Source organism: Sulfitobacter sp. TCYB15 (assembly GCF_040435955.1).
GTDB classification, from domain to species: Bacteria; Pseudomonadota; Alphaproteobacteria; order Rhodobacterales; family Rhodobacteraceae; genus Sulfitobacter; species Sulfitobacter pontiacus.
In genome coordinates, this window is record NZ_CP159195.1 from 129449 (window position 1) to 143893 (window position 14445).

14 protein-coding genes are annotated in these 14445 nt (G+C 61.2%); 3 read left to right on the plus strand and 11 right to left on the minus strand.

Translation table 11 applies throughout. The features are described from left to right. Positions 1-281: 281 nt before the first annotated feature. From ABM428_RS16470 to ABM428_RS16480, 3 genes are all read left to right on the plus strand, one after another. Positions 282-1337 carry a glycosyltransferase gene (locus tag ABM428_RS16470; RefSeq protein ID WP_132997991.1) on the plus strand — a complete coding sequence of 352 codons (1056 nt, stop codon included), beginning with the start codon at positions 282-284 and terminating at the stop codon, positions 1335-1337. A gap of 307 nt (positions 1338-1644) precedes the next feature. Beyond that, positions 1645-2490, plus strand: a complete 846-nt coding sequence (locus ABM428_RS16475) for a glycosyltransferase family 25 protein (protein ID WP_353628571.1) — start codon at positions 1645-1647, stop codon at positions 2488-2490. Between the two features lie 22 nt (positions 2491-2512). After that, on the plus strand, positions 2513-3244 hold the full coding sequence (locus tag ABM428_RS16480; RefSeq protein ID WP_132997993.1) for a hypothetical protein: 732 nt from the start codon (positions 2513-2515) through the stop codon (positions 3242-3244). 5 nt (positions 3245-3249) lie between these two features. On the opposite strand, the gene ABM428_RS16485 is transcribed toward ABM428_RS16480, so the two are convergent. From ABM428_RS16485 to uxuA, 11 genes are all read right to left on the minus strand, one after another. Then, positions 3250-4071: a glycosyltransferase family 25 protein gene (locus ABM428_RS16485; RefSeq protein ID WP_353628607.1), complete on the minus strand. Its 822-nt coding sequence runs from the start codon at positions 4069-4071 to the stop codon at positions 3250-3252. 154 nt (positions 4072-4225) lie between these two features. Continuing rightward, positions 4226-4390, minus strand: a complete 165-nt coding sequence (gene ccoS / locus ABM428_RS16490; protein ID WP_288960107.1) for a cbb3-type cytochrome oxidase assembly protein CcoS — start codon at positions 4388-4390, stop codon at positions 4226-4228. Then, complete coding sequence (locus tag ABM428_RS16495; protein ID WP_353628572.1) at positions 4387-6507, minus strand: heavy metal translocating P-type ATPase; 2121 nt, start codon at positions 6505-6507, stop codon at positions 4387-4389. Before ABM428_RS16495 ends, ccoS begins: the two co-directional genes overlap by 4 nt. Next, a complete protein-coding gene (locus ABM428_RS16500; protein ID WP_184583910.1) occupies positions 6504-6974 on the minus strand; it encodes a FixH family protein in 471 nt (156 codons plus the stop codon). Before ABM428_RS16500 ends, ABM428_RS16495 begins: the two co-directional genes overlap by 4 nt. Continuing rightward, the gene (ccoG, locus tag ABM428_RS16505; RefSeq protein WP_353628573.1) at positions 6955-8562 is read right to left on the minus strand and encodes a cytochrome c oxidase accessory protein CcoG; all 1608 of its coding nucleotides are present in this window, start codon (positions 8560-8562) and stop codon (positions 6955-6957) included. The genes ABM428_RS16500 and ccoG overlap by 20 nt, the downstream gene beginning before the upstream one ends. A gap of 96 nt (positions 8563-8658) precedes the next feature. Beyond that, positions 8659-9564 (minus strand): cytochrome-c oxidase, cbb3-type subunit III, encoded by a 906-nt coding sequence (gene ccoP / locus ABM428_RS16510; RefSeq protein ID WP_353628574.1) that lies wholly within the window; start codon positions 9562-9564, stop codon positions 8659-8661. Then, positions 9561-9749: a CcoQ/FixQ family Cbb3-type cytochrome c oxidase assembly chaperone gene (locus ABM428_RS16515; protein ID WP_005848929.1), complete on the minus strand. Its 189-nt coding sequence runs from the start codon at positions 9747-9749 to the stop codon at positions 9561-9563. The genes ccoP and ABM428_RS16515 overlap by 4 nt, the downstream gene beginning before the upstream one ends. 10 nt (positions 9750-9759) lie before the next feature. Next, positions 9760-10596 (minus strand): cytochrome-c oxidase, cbb3-type subunit II, encoded by an 837-nt coding sequence (gene ccoO / locus ABM428_RS16520; RefSeq protein WP_005848931.1) that lies wholly within the window; start codon positions 10594-10596, stop codon positions 9760-9762. Positions 10597-10601: 5 nt separating this feature from the next. Continuing rightward, positions 10602-12212, minus strand: coding sequence for a cytochrome-c oxidase, cbb3-type subunit I (gene ccoN, locus ABM428_RS16525; RefSeq protein ID WP_132997999.1), 1611 nt, complete (start codon positions 12210-12212; stop codon positions 10602-10604). Between the two features lie 130 nt (positions 12213-12342). Further along, entirely contained in the window at positions 12343-13254 is a 912-nt protein-coding gene (locus tag ABM428_RS16530) for a sugar kinase (RefSeq protein WP_132998000.1), read from the minus strand. Then, complete coding sequence (gene uxuA / locus ABM428_RS16535) at positions 13251-14441, minus strand: mannonate dehydratase (RefSeq protein WP_353628575.1); 1191 nt, start codon at positions 14439-14441, stop codon at positions 13251-13253. Before uxuA ends, ABM428_RS16530 begins: the two co-directional genes overlap by 4 nt. Positions 14442-14445: the final 4 nt, after the last annotated feature.

Consider the following 14445-nt stretch of genomic DNA (forward strand, 5'->3'; position numbering starts at 1 on the left):
TCGGCTCCTCGCGTTCCACTAGCGCTTGCCTAAAGGTTGCATTTGTAACTAACAACTGGTTTTTGCGTTGCGACATGAAGGGGGCAAGGGATGGGTAAAGCATCTGGCGTCAGTTCCGCGGCACCAAGGCTCGCCCCGCTACAGCCACCGGACACGTCCCGAACAGATAGGCACCCTAGCACGGCATCCTTGCAAAAACCGTTCTGGACTTCGCAACACCTGTGCGCATTATCTACCGTTTGGTCTATGCAACGCCCAAAGCGCGTATTGGAGAAGAATATATGAAAACGATAGTTCTCGCTGTTTTCAGCCTACAGGGCGGTGGTGCAGAGCGCGTTGTTCAGACCTTGGCCCGCACTATGAATGCCATGGGCCACCAAGCACATATCGTTGTTTTTAAAGACGACATCGATCACGATCTCGACCCTGAGGTGCCAATTCACAGGTTTCCATATCGGCTTTGGCGTTCATTGCCGCGCAAAATTCGGGGCAAAGTCGCGGCCATGGCTTTCGACAGATTTGTCAAAAAACATATAGGTGTGCCTGACCTCGTTCTCTCTAATCTGTTCCCAGTTGATCTCATCCTCTCGCACAGCCAACTGCCGAATGTTCACTTTGTCATGCACAGCACTGCGTCACATGAATATGCCCTAGGGGGTCAGCAAAACGCGGAGCTGGAAAAACTGCGCCGCGTCTACAGCGGAAAAAAATGTATCTGCGTCAGCAAAGGCGTCGAAGAGGACATGCAGGCGCTGTTTGGGCAATCGATCGAGACGCGCACAATCTATAACCCGGTCGAACCGGCTTTGATCCAACGGCAGGCCGGTGAACCGGTGCCGCCCCGGAAGGACTATATCGTCAACGTAGGCAAGTTCAAAAAAGCAAAGCGCCACGACCGTCTGCTACATGCATATGCGCGGGCAAAGACCCCGTATGACCTGCTGCTCGTCGGGTCCGGACCCTTGCTGGGAGAAACCAAAGCATTGGCGCAGTCTTTGGGCATCGCAGACCGCGTGCATTTTGTGGGCTTCCAGAAAAACCCGTTCCCGTTGATCAAAGCGGCAAGATTCATGGTTGTATCGTCGGAATATGAAGGGCTGAACATGACAATCCTCGAAGCGATTGCCCTTGGTGTCCCCGTCATAAGCACGGATTGCCCCTCGGGGCCGGCTGAAATACTGCCCATACAAAATCTCGTGTCACCACCCGATAACATCGAAGCGCTTTCAGCCCGAATGACGGAAGCCTCAGACAATCCGGAGCGCTTCAGGATCGACTTCCCCGAAAAGTTCGATGCCAAGGCCGTGACCCGCGCTTATATGAGCCTCAGCGCTTGATGGATGTGTCGGAAACATTTGACGACAAGACGGTGTGACGTCCTTGGGGCTTAATACTCCGCACTCAATATGCCCACGCGATACATAGCTTTCGTAGTCCGGTCACGGGTTGTTGCGCCTGAAAGTGGGGAATGCCTCGTGAATACCAGATATGTGGCGTCTATGAGTGATCTTGACCAACAACCTGAAGTCGTATCCTAAGGGGTACCTAACAATATCTGGTCCGATCAAGGTTTTGGCCACACAAGCTCTAGCTGGAAAAATAAAGGTACTGGATACTGTCCAGTTGTAAATAACGAGGAACTCTGTGGATACTTACCTGATCAACCTAGAGCGGCGTCCTGACCGACTGTCGGAGGTTTCGCGAAAGATGGCTGACCTAGGATTGCCATTCAAAATCTTCCGCGCCGTCGACGGGCAGGACGAAGATGCGAAGCTCCCAGATTTAAAGCCACACCTATTTGTAATTAATCAAAAAAAACAGCCCGTTCGCGGTGAAATTGCTTGCGCAGCCTCGCACATCGCCGTTTGGCGGCAGTTTCTTGAAACAGACGAAGAATATGCACTGATCATTGAAGATGATATTGATATCGCACCGGAGTTGGAGATGGTTCAGAAGCAAATGCCCGGCCTTGGCCTGGATTTCTTGAATCTCTCCTCTAACGCGCCCTACACCTACACGCTGGATGAAGAGACACTCAGTCAACTTGCGAACGACGCAGTTAGAACACGCCCAACGGTGTTTGAACGGTCACGGCGTCGCCTATGGCGCAGGCTTGAATGGCGTAGGCGTTGGCGGATTTTTCACCTTCATCCGCTCCCCAACGGCCATGTGGCGTGTGAATGTGATCCGGCACCGCTACTGGGAAGCGGGTACATCGTTTCACGTCGTGCGGCAGAGGCGTTTCTGCAGACCACCGAGCACCTCTTCTTTCCGGTCGATCTCGTTTGGCGGCACGCCCCGGGCATGCTGCGGCAGGGCTTTTTAGCCCGACCTATTGTGACGCAAACTGACAAGGACTCCGATATTCCGGGGCGCTTTGACCAAGGGAAGATGGCGCTGAAATACCGGCTTCTCAGACCCTTCCTAAAAAGCCGAAGACTACGTCGGCGGTTTGATGTACTGCGTCTTTACGGAGTGTTGCGCCACTAAATCGATAGGAAAAGCGAGACCAATGCGAAAGAAACCCGGACGGCTTAGACGGTTTTTATCCCTCAACCAGCATCGCAAACGCTGGGGCGCGCGCAGGCATGCGACGGCGGAACATAATCTAGCCGAGCTCAAAGCGACGATGATTGACGCGGGCGATCCGGTTCAGACGCGAGGGTCAGCGAAATCCATCGACCTGCATCTGCAAAATCTAAGGACGGAATTTTCGGGGCAGTCTGCGCTGCTGCTTTATCATGCAGAGTTGATCGTGCTGATCCGGCGCGACCACAACCTGGCTGAAACCTATCAGAAATTCCGCACCCTGTGGATGGCCGAGGGGGACTTCCTGCGGGAGAAACTGAATATCCGCTGGCTTGTCTCAGCCACCGACACATTTGCGGCCCATGATAGCGATATGGCGGTGCGCGCGGTTGCCATGATGACAAGCGCGGTCGTCAACACAGTTAAAATGTACGAAAGTGAACGGTATCTGACGGATACCTTGGCCACCACGATGGCTCCAGCACATGTCGAGGATGTTCAACACCGGCTCATTCCGCTTTTCGAAGGCATGTCCTGCTTTACCGTCGGAACGGATGACACCCTGCGCAATATGGTCTGGAGGATGGAACCGTTTATGGCGCTTGATCCCGTCGGGCCCATTTTCCAGGAAATCTGGGCGCGGCTGCAGATCAATGACACCGCGTTTGCGCGCTTCAAGGCACAGCACAAACGGGAAAAAACAAGCTGGTGGTAAAGGGCTTAGCGCCGCGGCCCTTGGGGGACCGTATAAAACTCGGCGGGTGACAACGATATCTCGCGGCGTTCGGCATCCACGGCATGCAGCAAGGCCTGCATGCCCATGCGAAGTTGGGCGGCGATGCGGCGCAGCTTGAACCTCGCGGTGGTTGGCTGCCGTGTCGGTACACCGGCCCCGATCAGCGAATGTGTCTTAAGCCCGACAGCTACGCCGTAAGCCTCCGCTTGGTCGATCTGGATCGCGCAGGCCGGTTCGACCTGATAGCTCTTAAGCTCGTAAGCACCACAGATCATCGCATCGGCAAGTGCTGCCTGTGTCTTTGCACGCTGCAACAGTTTTGCCGCCCCTGACGGCCATAGCACATATGCGGCGGCACCGCTGCGATCCTGATAGAGACGGCGCATAACGTGGTCGTCTGTCAGCGGTTGTGCGTCTTTGGCGACAATCTTCCGACGCTGGCGTACCTCAAGCGTCAGATGGTCGACATCCACCAGCCCGCGACAGGACTTGAGCATTATCGGCGTCGCACGAGAAAGCACGACATCGTCCTCAAGGATCAACGCAGGTTCCCCCAAAGCCGCAACACGCTCCCATGCTGCTACGTGGCTCAGAAAACAAGCCTTCTCGGTTTCCTTAAGGGGGCGTTGCCAACTGGCCCAATAGGCCGCGTTATGCGATCCGCTCTGCGCATCGGGGGTAACGGCTTCGAGCCGTTGATAGGGTAGACCTAGCGCATCCATCTGTTGCGCCATAAAGGCCATACGGTCCCGAGCCGAAGCGACGTTGATGATGATCGACAGTATGAGGAGCCCCTCCGGACAGATGGCGTGCGACTACCGGCTTCTATCAACAGTCACCTCACACGGCAATCTAAGATGATTATTCTCGCCCCTCGTGATCCTTATGGGGCCGAGGGCGGGAGCGGCCATCAGATCCGCTGCGGCGTGGTCGGCTGTGACACGCGTCCTAAGCCCAGCTCTACCCCTCTTCACCTTCAACACACATGTCATCCTCCAGCAAGATACGCGCGGCATCGCCCTCCAGGTCTTCGTACTGACCACTGCGTAATGTCCACAGACAGGCGATCAGCCCTGCTGCGCCGAGGCATATGGAAACGGGGATGAGGACAATCAGAATATTCATCGACGCAGCGCATTCAGGACGACAAGGATGGAGGACGAAGACATAACCGCCGCCGCCATCAGCGGTGTGGCAAAGCCCATGACCGCGACCGGGATCGCCACGCAGTTATAGGCGGCGGCGAGGGCGAGGTTCTGCTTGATACGGCTGCGCGCCCGACGTGCCAGGCTCAGGGTCGGCGCAATGGTGCCGAGAGTGCCCCCCAGAATGACCCCGTCCGAGGCGACCCTTGCCGCGTCCAGCGCTGAACCGGGGGCGAGCGATGCATGAGCGGCGGCAAGCGCTGCGGTGTCATTCAGCCCGTCACCCACCATCAGCACCCGCCTGCCCTGTTCGGCCATGCCACGCACCAGATCGACTTTCTCGTGCGGCAAGACACCGGCATGTATTTGATCAATCCCAAGCTTTGCGGCAAGGGCGGCGGCGCGGGCCGATGTGTCTCCGGTGATCATCGCGACCTGCCACCCGCCGGCGCGAAGCGCGGCGATCAAGGCGACGGTGCCGGGGCGCGGGGTCTCGGTCAGCGGCAGGGGGATGCACCGATCGGGTAGATGAAGCTCGGGCCCGTCCTCACCGCGCGCCAGCCCCACGGGCACACCATTCCAAAGGCCGGTGACCCCCTTTCCTGCGACCTCGACCACGTCGCGCAATTCGGCAGGAGCCCGCCCCGCAAGGGACGCCGCCAGCGCTCGGGACGCGGGGTGGTTCGACGCTTGGGCCAAGCTCAAGGCAACTGACGCGGCGTCGGGATCAAGCGCGGGAAGAACAGCCACCCCTTCGGTCAGCGTGCCGGTTTTGTCAAAAACGACCGTGTCGATGTCAGCCAGCCGTTCCAGCGCCGTGGGCGATTTCAGCAGCACGCCCGCGCGGAACAGCCGCCCCGTCATCGCCGCCGTCACTGCCGGAATGGCAAGCGCCAGGGCGCAGGGGCAGGTAATGATCAACGTCGCGGTGGCCACCGCAATGGCGTGATGCAGATCCCCCGTCAGTGCCCACCAGACCGCGAAAGCCACCGCGGCCAAACCATGCACCACCGGCGCATAAAGCCGCGCGGCGCGGTCCGCGATCCCGCTGTAGCGGTGCTTGCCGGTCTCTGCGACCTCGACGAGGGCCGCCAAACGGCGCAGGGTGCTGTCTTCGGCGCGATGCGTGGCCCGCAGTGTCAGCGGTGCACCAAGGATCACTTCGCCCGCGCAGGCCAGATCCCCTGCGGCCAAAGCGACGGGGTCCGCCTCTCCGGTCAGGGCAGAGCGGTCCACCATTGCGGCGATTTCAGCTATGCCGTCCACAGGCGCACGGGCCCCTGCGGCCAATGCGATCCGGTCGTCCGGCATCAGCACGGCGACATCCACGGTTTCGCGCCCTGTCGCGGTCAATCGGGTGGCGCGCGGCAGTTCCAGCGCCGTCAGCTCTGCTGCGGCAGAACGCGCCGTCGCCCGCGCGCGGTGTTCAAGATACCGCCCCACCAGCAAGAAAAACGTGAGCGACAGCGCGGCATCAAACCATGTATGCGCCCCGCGGGCCGCAAAGGTTTCATAAAGCGATGTCGCAGCGGCCAGCAGGATCGCCAGCGCAATGGGTACATCCATGTTCACCCGCCCCGCCCGCAAGGCACCCCATGCCGAGGCAAAGAAAGGCACCGCAGAAAACGCCAGCGCGGGCAGTGCTATTGCGGCCGAGACCCAGTGGAACATCACCCGTGTCACATCCCCGGCCCCCGACCAGACCGCGACAGAGATTGCCATCACATTCATCATCGCAAAGCCCGCCACCGCAGCACGGGCCAGCAGGCGCCGCCCCGCGTCGTCATTGGCGGGGCGCAGGGCGGTCGCGTCCAACTCATGCGCGTCAAAGCCTGCGTCGTTCAAGGCCTGAAGGGCAGTGCTGACGTCACACCCGGGGGCGAGCACAAGGCGAACCCGCTTGGCGCTCAGGTTTACTCTGGCCGCTTTCACAGAGGGCAGCTTGGCCAATACCCCTTCGACCCCCGCAATACAGGCGGCACAGCGGATCTGCGGCAGCGCAAGGTAGACTGCCGCCTCGGTGTCGGGCACGCCCTTGCGCGCGGTATCGACCGATGGGGCCAGCGCGATACAGCCCGGACAGGCAGCGACAGTCATCGCAGGCCCCGCAGCGGGATGCGGCGCCGAAAGAGCGTGCCGTCAGCGGCCCGCATCTCTATCCGCAGGTTCCAGTTGCCGGGGCCCGACGTGACGGGGGCAACCCATGCGGTGCCGTCCCAGCTGAATTCCGGCGTGATGTCATCCGCTACCGTTGTTGCGCGTCCCAATGTGGCAAAGATGATCTCGGGCCTTACCACGCGATTGCCCCCATCTGTCACAGAAAGCCTAAGCGTCGTGTCGGTCAGCGCCGTCCGCACGGTCCAGCCCAAAGCTTCCTGTGCGGCGCGGTCGGTGTCGAAGTTCTGCGAGGCGACATAGCTCGACTCGGTCTCTTTGCCGGGGAAAGTCCGCACCGCGTTGAACGCCAGCGCGAGGTTCACCGAGATGATGATCGAAAAGCCGCCGATAAACATCGCCAGCACATGCCAGCCGGTCAGCGGGCGTTCAGTCTGTACCACGCTCATCAGATCCTTCCTTTCCGTTGAAAATTGTATTGCCATAGGCCCGCTCGCCCGAGGTGACATCTTCGACCCAAAGGCGCAGGTCACTGCGCTGCGCGCGGGCGGCGGGGGTCTGCGGCGGGGCGATCACATAGACACGTTGCAACCGGCTGGTGTCAGCGGGCACGTTGACCACGGCGTTACTTGCGCCCTCTACCGCCAGTTCCAAGGGGCTGTCAGCCACCAGCGACACTCTGAAATCCCGCGCTTCGTTGTGTTTGTTGCGCAGGCGGATGTCATAGGCGTTGCGGATGGACCCGTCCGACAGGGTGACAAAGGTCGGGTTGCGCACCGGCGCGATGGTCATGTCGATCTCGGGCCGGATAAAAAGCGCGACGACCAGCGCCACACCGATGGCGGCCCATGCCGTCGTGTACACAATCGTTCGGGGTCGAAAGATATGCTGCCAAAGCGGCTTGGGCTGCCACGGGGGCAGCGTGGCACCGGCAACGTCACCGGCGGGGGCGTCGGCATACCCCGCGACTGCGGCGCTTTGTTGCGGGGCGGTTGGCGGTTCGTCATCCAGTGCGAGATAGTCGATCAGCCCCCGTGGCCGCCCGATCTTGGCCATCACATCGTCACAGGCGTCGATGCAGAGGGCGCAGGTAATACACTCCATCTGCTGACCCTCGCGGATATCGATCCCCATCGGGCAGACGGCGACACAGGCGTTGCAATCGATACAATCCCCCAGCACGTCGCCGCTGCGCGACTGGCGGTCTCCGGCGGAGTTTATGTCCAGCGCGGCACCATAGCGCGCCACGGCATCGCCGCTCCCAATCGCGGCGGCGGCGGCTTGCTGGCGCTTCACCCCACCCTTCCCGCGCGGCTCCCCCCGCCATTTGCGGTAGCCGACGGTCAGCGTGCCGGGGTCCATCATCGCGCCTTGGATGCGGGGCCAAGGGCACATGTAAATGCAGATCTGTTCGCGCATGAAGCCACCAAAGATAAAGGTCGTGGCAGTGAGCACGGCGATGGTGGCATAGGCCACGGGGGCGGCTTGCAGGGTCACGAGGTCGCGCGCCAATGTGGGCGCATCGGCAAAGTAAAAGACCCAAGCCCCGCCCGTCGCCACCGCGATCAGCAACCAGACCCCCCATTTCGCCCCCCGCAACCGCGCCTTGCGCAGGCTCCACGGCGCATTGTGCAGGCGGATACGCGCGTTGCGGTCGCCCTCGATCCAGCGCTCCACAGTCATGAAGAGGTCAGACCAGACGGTTTGCGGGCAGGCATAGCCACACCAGACCCGACCCAAGGCAGAGGTGAACAGGAACAGCCCCAGCCCCGCCATGATCAGCAGTCCGGCGACGAAATAGAACTCATGCGGCCAGATCTCGATCCAGAAGAAATGAAAACGGCGGTTCGCAAGATCGACCAGAACCGCTTGATCCGGCAGGTTCGGCCCTCGGTCCCAACGGAGCCACGGGGTAACGTAATAGACCCCCAGCGTGAGGATCAGGATAACCCACTTGAGCCGGCGGAAAAAGCCGCTCACCCGGCGGGGGAAGATCGGCTCGCGCGCGGCGAAAAGCGGGGGGGCGGCGTTGGACATGGGCGGGGGGCTCCGGGGTTACGTCTTGCGGCCTACACCCGTGGTGCGCAGGCCGCTTTGATCTGCATCAAACAACAGGTCTTGTCGTGCGGCGGCTCAGTCGGCAGGCGTATCTTGGGCCGTGTCCATCGCGGCCTCCCCCCCGCCCAGACCGTGCACATAGGCCGTCACAGCGCGCACATCGGCTTCGCCCAAACGCGCCTGCCAGGGCGGCATGACCCCCATGCGCGGCGTTTTCAGCTGTTGGATGATCGCTTCGTGACTGCCGCCGCGCAGCCAGATCGCATCGGCAAGGTTTGGCGCGCCGATCTCGCGATCCCCAAGGCCCGTTTCACCGTGGCACGCGCTGCAATTCGTGGCGAAGATATCCGCACCCGCTTGGGCCGCTGCCTCGTCATGCGCGAGCCCGGAAAGGCTGCGTACGAAATGGGCCGTGGCGTCCAGCTCCGCAGCGCCCAGCCAGTCAAAGGACGGCATCTGCGACACCCTCGCGTCGGCGTCATCCTCGTTGCGGATGCCGTGGCGCACGGTATAGGCGATCTCGGCCATCGTACCGCCCCAAAGCCAGTCATCGTCCAGAAGGTTCGGATAGCCCGAGGCCACCACACCCCCTGCCCCGGCGCCATGACATTGCGAACAATTCGCCGCAAAGACCGAACGCCCCGCCTGCACGGCGAAACGGTGCAGTTCTTCGTTGCCTTTCAGAACCCCCATATCGACGTTGATCAGGCTTTCCGTCAGATCGGCATTCGACTGATCGACACGCGCGATTTCAGCCGCGACCTCGCCACGGGTGGAATAGCCCAGCAACCCCGCCGTCGCCCCCGAAACCAAAGGCCATGCGGGATAGAGGATGGTATAGATCACGCCCCAGACGATGGTGGCGTAGAAGGTCCAAAGCCACCACCGCGGCAAGGGCGTGTTCAGCTCTTCGATGCCATCCCAGCTGTGGCCCGTGGTTTCGGTGCCGGTGGTGGGGTCGATCTTGCGGTTGTCGGTCATTGGCGGGCTCCGTCTTGGCGGGCTTGGTCGGGGTCGTCGTTGCGAAACGGCACATCCGCCGCGTCATCATGCAGCGCGCGCGAGCCGGGGCGATAGGCCCAAGCAATGACCCCCAGAAAGATCAACGTCAGGATCAAGAGCGCCCAGCTATCAGCCAGTTCACGCAAGAAGGAATAGGTGTCCATGGCAAGCTCCTCAGCGGGTGGCATCGGGCACAAAGGTCGAGAAATCGACCAACGTCCCGAGCATTTGCAGATAGGCGATCAGGGCATCCATCTCGCTGACACCGGGCTGCCCGTCAAAGTCGCGCACCTGCGCACCGGGGTAGCGGTCAAGCAGCGCGTCATAATCCCCCATCGGGTCAACCTGCATGCGGAAATCTCCGCTCGCGCTGGCGATCATCTCGTCGGTGTAGGGCACGCCAACCATGCGGTGGGTCGCCAGCAGATCGGTCACATCCTCGCTGTCCAGCTTGGCCTCCATCAGAAAGGCGTATTTCGGCATCACGCTTTCCGGCACGACCGACTGCGGGTCCATCAGGTGGTCCACATGCCACTCGTCCGAATAGCGCCCACCGACCCGCGCCAGATCCGGACCGGTGCGTTTCGAGCCCCATTGAAACGGGTGGTCATACATGGATTCGGCGGCGAGGCTGTAATGGCCATAACGCTCCGTCTCGTCGCGCATCGGGCGGATCATCTGGCTGTGGCAGACATAGCAGCCCTCGCGCACGTAGATCTCGCGCCCCGCCAGTTCCAGCGGCGAATAGGGGCGCATGCCCTCGACCTTCTCGATCGTGTTCTCCAGCCAGAACAGCGGCGCGATCTCGATGATCCCGCCAATACTGACCACCCCGAGAGAGGCGATCAGCAGCAGCGTCGCATTGCGTTCAAACCGCTGGTGAAAGGTGATCGTCTGCGTCTCGGGCGGCAGCTCGTTGGGGATTTTGCCCTTTTTCATCCCTTCGCTGGCGGTCACCACCTTGGGATCGTCAGCGGGGTCATAGTTGGGGCTTTGGGGGTTCTTGGCCATTGATCTTACTCCGCTGGCAGGGCGACGGTGACGGGGCGGGCTTGCGGGGCGCGGATGGTCATCCACATGTTCCAGACCATCACCGCACCCCCCGCGAGGTAGAGCACCCCGCCCAGACCACGGACCACATACATCAGGAATTTGGCTTCGACGGTGTCGGCAAAGCTGTTGACAAGGAAGCCATTGGTATCGACCTCGCGCCACATCAGCCCCTCCATAATGCCCGAGACCCACATCGACGCCGCGTAAAGAACGATGCCCACGGTCGCGAGCCAGAAGTGCAGGTTGATCGCCGACAGCGAATGCATCTGCGCCCGCCCCCAAAGCCGCGGTGTCAGGAAATACAGCGCGCCGAAGGTGATCAGCCCGTTCCAGCCAAGCGCGCCGGAATGCACGTGCCCGATGGTCCAGTCGGTGTAGTGGCTAAGGCTGTTCACCGCGCGGATCGACATCATCGGCCCCTCAAAGGTCGACATCCCATAGAAGGCGAGCGAGGCGACAAACATGCGGATGATCGGATCGGTGCGGATCTTGTCCCATGCGCCTTCGAGCGTCATCAGGCCGTTGATCATGCCGCCCCAACTGGGCATCCACAGGATGATTGAAAACACCATCCCCAGCGTCGCCGCCCAATCGGGCAAGGCGGTGTAATGCAGGTGGTGCGGACCCGCCCAGATATACAGAAAGATCAGCGCCCAGAAGTGGATGATCGACAGTTTGTAGCTATAGACCGGACGGCCTGCCTGTTTCGGGACAAAGTAGTACATCATGCCCAGAAAACCGGCGGTCAGGAAGAAGCCCACGGCGTTATGCCCGTACCACCACTGCGTCATGGCATCCTGCACGCCCGCAAAGACCTGCACCGATTTGGAGCCCCAGATCGACACCGGAATGGCGAGGTTGTTGACCACATGCAGCATGGCCACGGTGATGATGAAAGCCAGAAAGAACCAGTTCGCCACATAGATATGACGCTCGCGCCGGTTCAGGATCGTACCGAAGAACACGGCGAGGTAGGTCAGCCAGACGATGGTCAGCCAGATGTCGACATACCATTCCGGCTCGGCATATTCCTTCGATTGGGTCGCCCCCAGCAGATAGCCCGTCGCTGCCAGCACGATGAACAACTGATAGCCCCAGAAAACAAACCAAGCAGCGTTGCCGCCCCAAAGCCGTGCCGCCGACGTACGTTGCACGATGTAAAAAGAAGAGGCGATCAGGGCGTTGCCGCCAAAGGCGAAGATCACCGCGCTGGTGTGCAGCGGACGCAGACGGCCAAAGTTGGCATAGGGCTGCGCCCATTCGATATTCAGCGCGGGAAAGGCGAGTTGAAAGGCGATGTATGTCCCCGCAAGGAACCCGACAACACCCCAGAACGCCGTGGCAATCACGCCATAGCGGATCGGCCCGTCCATATAGCCCTGCGGCGCTGGCGCGTGGGGCGCGGCGACACCGTCGACCGGCATATTGCGCAGTTGCCAGAAGAACAGGCCGGCGGCGATCACCATGATCAGCAGCGCATGGACCATATAGGCCGGATCCCGCGCCCAATCGGCCGCCAAAGCTGCGAAAAACACAATGAGCGCAAGCACGACCAACTTGAGCGTATCGAACATATCCCGAATCCCCTTTATTTCGGGACACGGTTCTCATGGCGGCAGGGGCGGCGCCTTGATCTAGATCAAATGCGGCACGGGCTTGGCGGCAATTCCAGGGGGCAATCTATCGGCGGGTGCGCGCGCTCTGTCAGACCAGCCCCAGATCATTGCGCGAGATAATGGCACCCTTATGCCTGATCACCTGCCCCGCACATCTCTGCGCGGCCGATATAGCGTCCTCGGTCGGCAAGCCGCGCAGAAGGCACGCAATATAGGCGCCGTTAAAGGAATCTCCGGCGGCTGTCGTATCGATAATGTCGCTGACCGGCGCCACGGGGAAAGCCGTCAACTGGCCGTCCTGCAGGTGGATCGTATCCGCAGGCCCGTTCTTGACCACAACATGCCCGGCCCCCAGATCGGCATAACGTTTCGCGCTGTCCTGCGGTGTCCGGTCGCCAAAGGCCGTTGTTTCATCGTCGAAACTTGGCAGTACAAGATCGCTCAGCCCCGCGGCCCGCGATATGACATCAAGCATCCGGTCTTTATCCGCCCAGAGGTGAGGCCGGATATTCGGATCAAACGCCAAAAGCCCGCCTTGCTTTTTATGCTCTACCAAACCGGCCAGCAGTGTCTCTAGGTCGTCGGGCGGCAGGATCGCCAGCGTGATGCCCGAGAAATAGACCACATCCGCCCCTGCCACATCGCGCCAAAGCGGGCCGGGGTGGCGCACCATCATCTGCGCCGCCGATGTGTCGCGCCAATAGGTAAAGCTGCGCTCGGCCCCGTTCAGCTGGATCGTATACAGACCGGGGCGCCGATCGGCGATGCGCGGCGTCTCCGCACAGCGGATCCCACCCAACTGGATAAAGGCCAGCATCTGGTCCGACATAGGGTCCGTGCCGACAGCGGTGTGAAAGGCGACATCCGCATCATCGGCGGAATGCGCCCGCGCGTACCACAGGGCGTTGAACACATCGCCGGAAAATCGTTGCCGCCACAGGTCGCCGCCCGCCGACGACAGTTCGATCATGCATTCGCCGATGCCAAGAAGTGAGGTCATTGCACCTGCCTTGCGTGTTTTGATCCGATGTCTGAATGGTCCAGCGCGGCCAAGGCGCCTCTGAGCTCCGCCAATCCTTTGAGCCGCCCCAGATAGGAATAGCCCGGATTTGTTTTCTGCTGCTGTTCGAACGCCAGCAGGTGACCGTGATCCGGCCGCATGGGGATAGCGCGGGCGGGCTGCCCCTGTTCTGCCGCGCGCAGGGCCGCGAGGACCGCAATCATATCGGTGCTCCCCCCAAGCGCTGCGGCTTCATGAAAGCTGCCATCCCCCTCGCGCTGCACATTGCGCAAATGGGCAAAGTGGATATGCGCGCCAAAGCGGCGGGCCATGTCGGGCAGATCATTATCCGCGCGGGCCCCCAGTGATCCGGTACAGAAGGTCAGCCCGTTCGCAGCACTCGGCACCGCATCAAGAATAAACGCCAGATCCTGCGCGGTCGAAACGCAGCGCGGCAAACCGAAAAGCGGGAACGGCGGATCATCGGGATGGATGGCAAGCCGCACCCCCAAGGCCTCTGCCTCTGGCACGACGACGCTCAGGAACGCGGCCAGATTGGCTTGAAGGTCGTGGTGCGACAGGGATGCGAAACTTTCGATGCCCGCCAGCAGATCCGCCCGCGTAAACCCTTTCGCGCTACCGGGGAGCCCTGCGATGATATTCGCCTCTAACGCGGCGATCTCGGGCTTTGTCATATGCCCCCACCGCATCTGCGCTGCGGCCAGCAGATCGGGGGCGTGGTCGGCCTGGGCGTTCGGGCGCGCAAGGATATGCACGTCGAACACCACGAAATCCACCATGTCAAAACGCAAGGCCTGCCCCTGCCCGTCGATCTCGAAGCGCAGATCGGTGCGGGTCCAGTCCAGCAGCGGCATGAAGTTGTAGCAGATCGTCTGGACGCCCGCGCGCGCCAGATTGCGCATCGTCTCGATCCATGCCGCGATCTCTGCCGTGGCACCGGCACCCTTCAGCTTGATCGCGTCCGGCATCCAGATCGACTCGCATACATCCCAGCTCAGGCCGGCCTCCTCGATCCGCGCCTGAAGGGCAGTGATATCCCTCAGCGGCCAGACCTCGCCGGGGGCGTAGTCGTGCAAAGCGGTCACAATGCCCGACGCGCCTGCCTGCTTGATATGGGTAAGCGTGACCGGATCAGTGGGGCCAAACCAGCGCCATGTTTCTTTCATGGGA

What these genes read in the sequence shown, in the direction of transcription:
- ABM428_RS16495 (WP_353628572.1), bottom strand. Translation starts at nt 6,507, where the DNA reads ATGACTGTCGCTGCCTGTCCGGGCTGTATCGCGCTGGCCCCATCGGTC.
- ccoO (WP_005848931.1), bottom strand. Translation starts at nt 10,596, where the DNA reads ATGGCCAAGAACCCCCAAAGCCCCAACTATGACCCCGCTGACGATCCC.
- ABM428_RS16530 (WP_132998000.1), bottom strand. Translation starts at nt 13,254, where the DNA reads ATGACCTCACTTCTTGGCATCGGCGAATGCATGATCGAACTGTCGTCG.
- ccoP (WP_353628574.1), bottom strand. Translation starts at nt 9,564, where the DNA reads ATGACCGACAACCGCAAGATCGACCCCACCACCGGCACCGAAACCACG.
- ccoS (WP_288960107.1), bottom strand. Translation starts at nt 4,390, where the DNA reads ATGAATATTCTGATTGTCCTCATCCCCGTTTCCATATGCCTCGGCGCA.
- ABM428_RS16470 (WP_132997991.1), top strand. Translation starts at nt 282, where the DNA reads ATGAAAACGATAGTTCTCGCTGTTTTCAGCCTACAGGGCGGTGGTGCA.
- ccoG (WP_353628573.1), bottom strand. Translation starts at nt 8,562, where the DNA reads ATGTCCAACGCCGCCCCCCCGCTTTTCGCCGCGCGCGAGCCGATCTTC.
- ABM428_RS16480 (WP_132997993.1), top strand. Translation starts at nt 2,513, where the DNA reads ATGCGAAAGAAACCCGGACGGCTTAGACGGTTTTTATCCCTCAACCAG.
- uxuA (WP_353628575.1), bottom strand. Translation starts at nt 14,441, where the DNA reads ATGAAAGAAACATGGCGCTGGTTTGGCCCCACTGATCCGGTCACGCTT.
- ABM428_RS16515 (WP_005848929.1), bottom strand. Translation starts at nt 9,749, where the DNA reads ATGGACACCTATTCCTTCTTGCGTGAACTGGCTGATAGCTGGGCGCTC.
- ccoN (WP_132997999.1), bottom strand. Translation starts at nt 12,212, where the DNA reads ATGTTCGATACGCTCAAGTTGGTCGTGCTTGCGCTCATTGTGTTTTTC.
- ABM428_RS16500 (WP_184583910.1), bottom strand. Translation starts at nt 6,974, where the DNA reads ATGAGCGTGGTACAGACTGAACGCCCGCTGACCGGCTGGCATGTGCTG.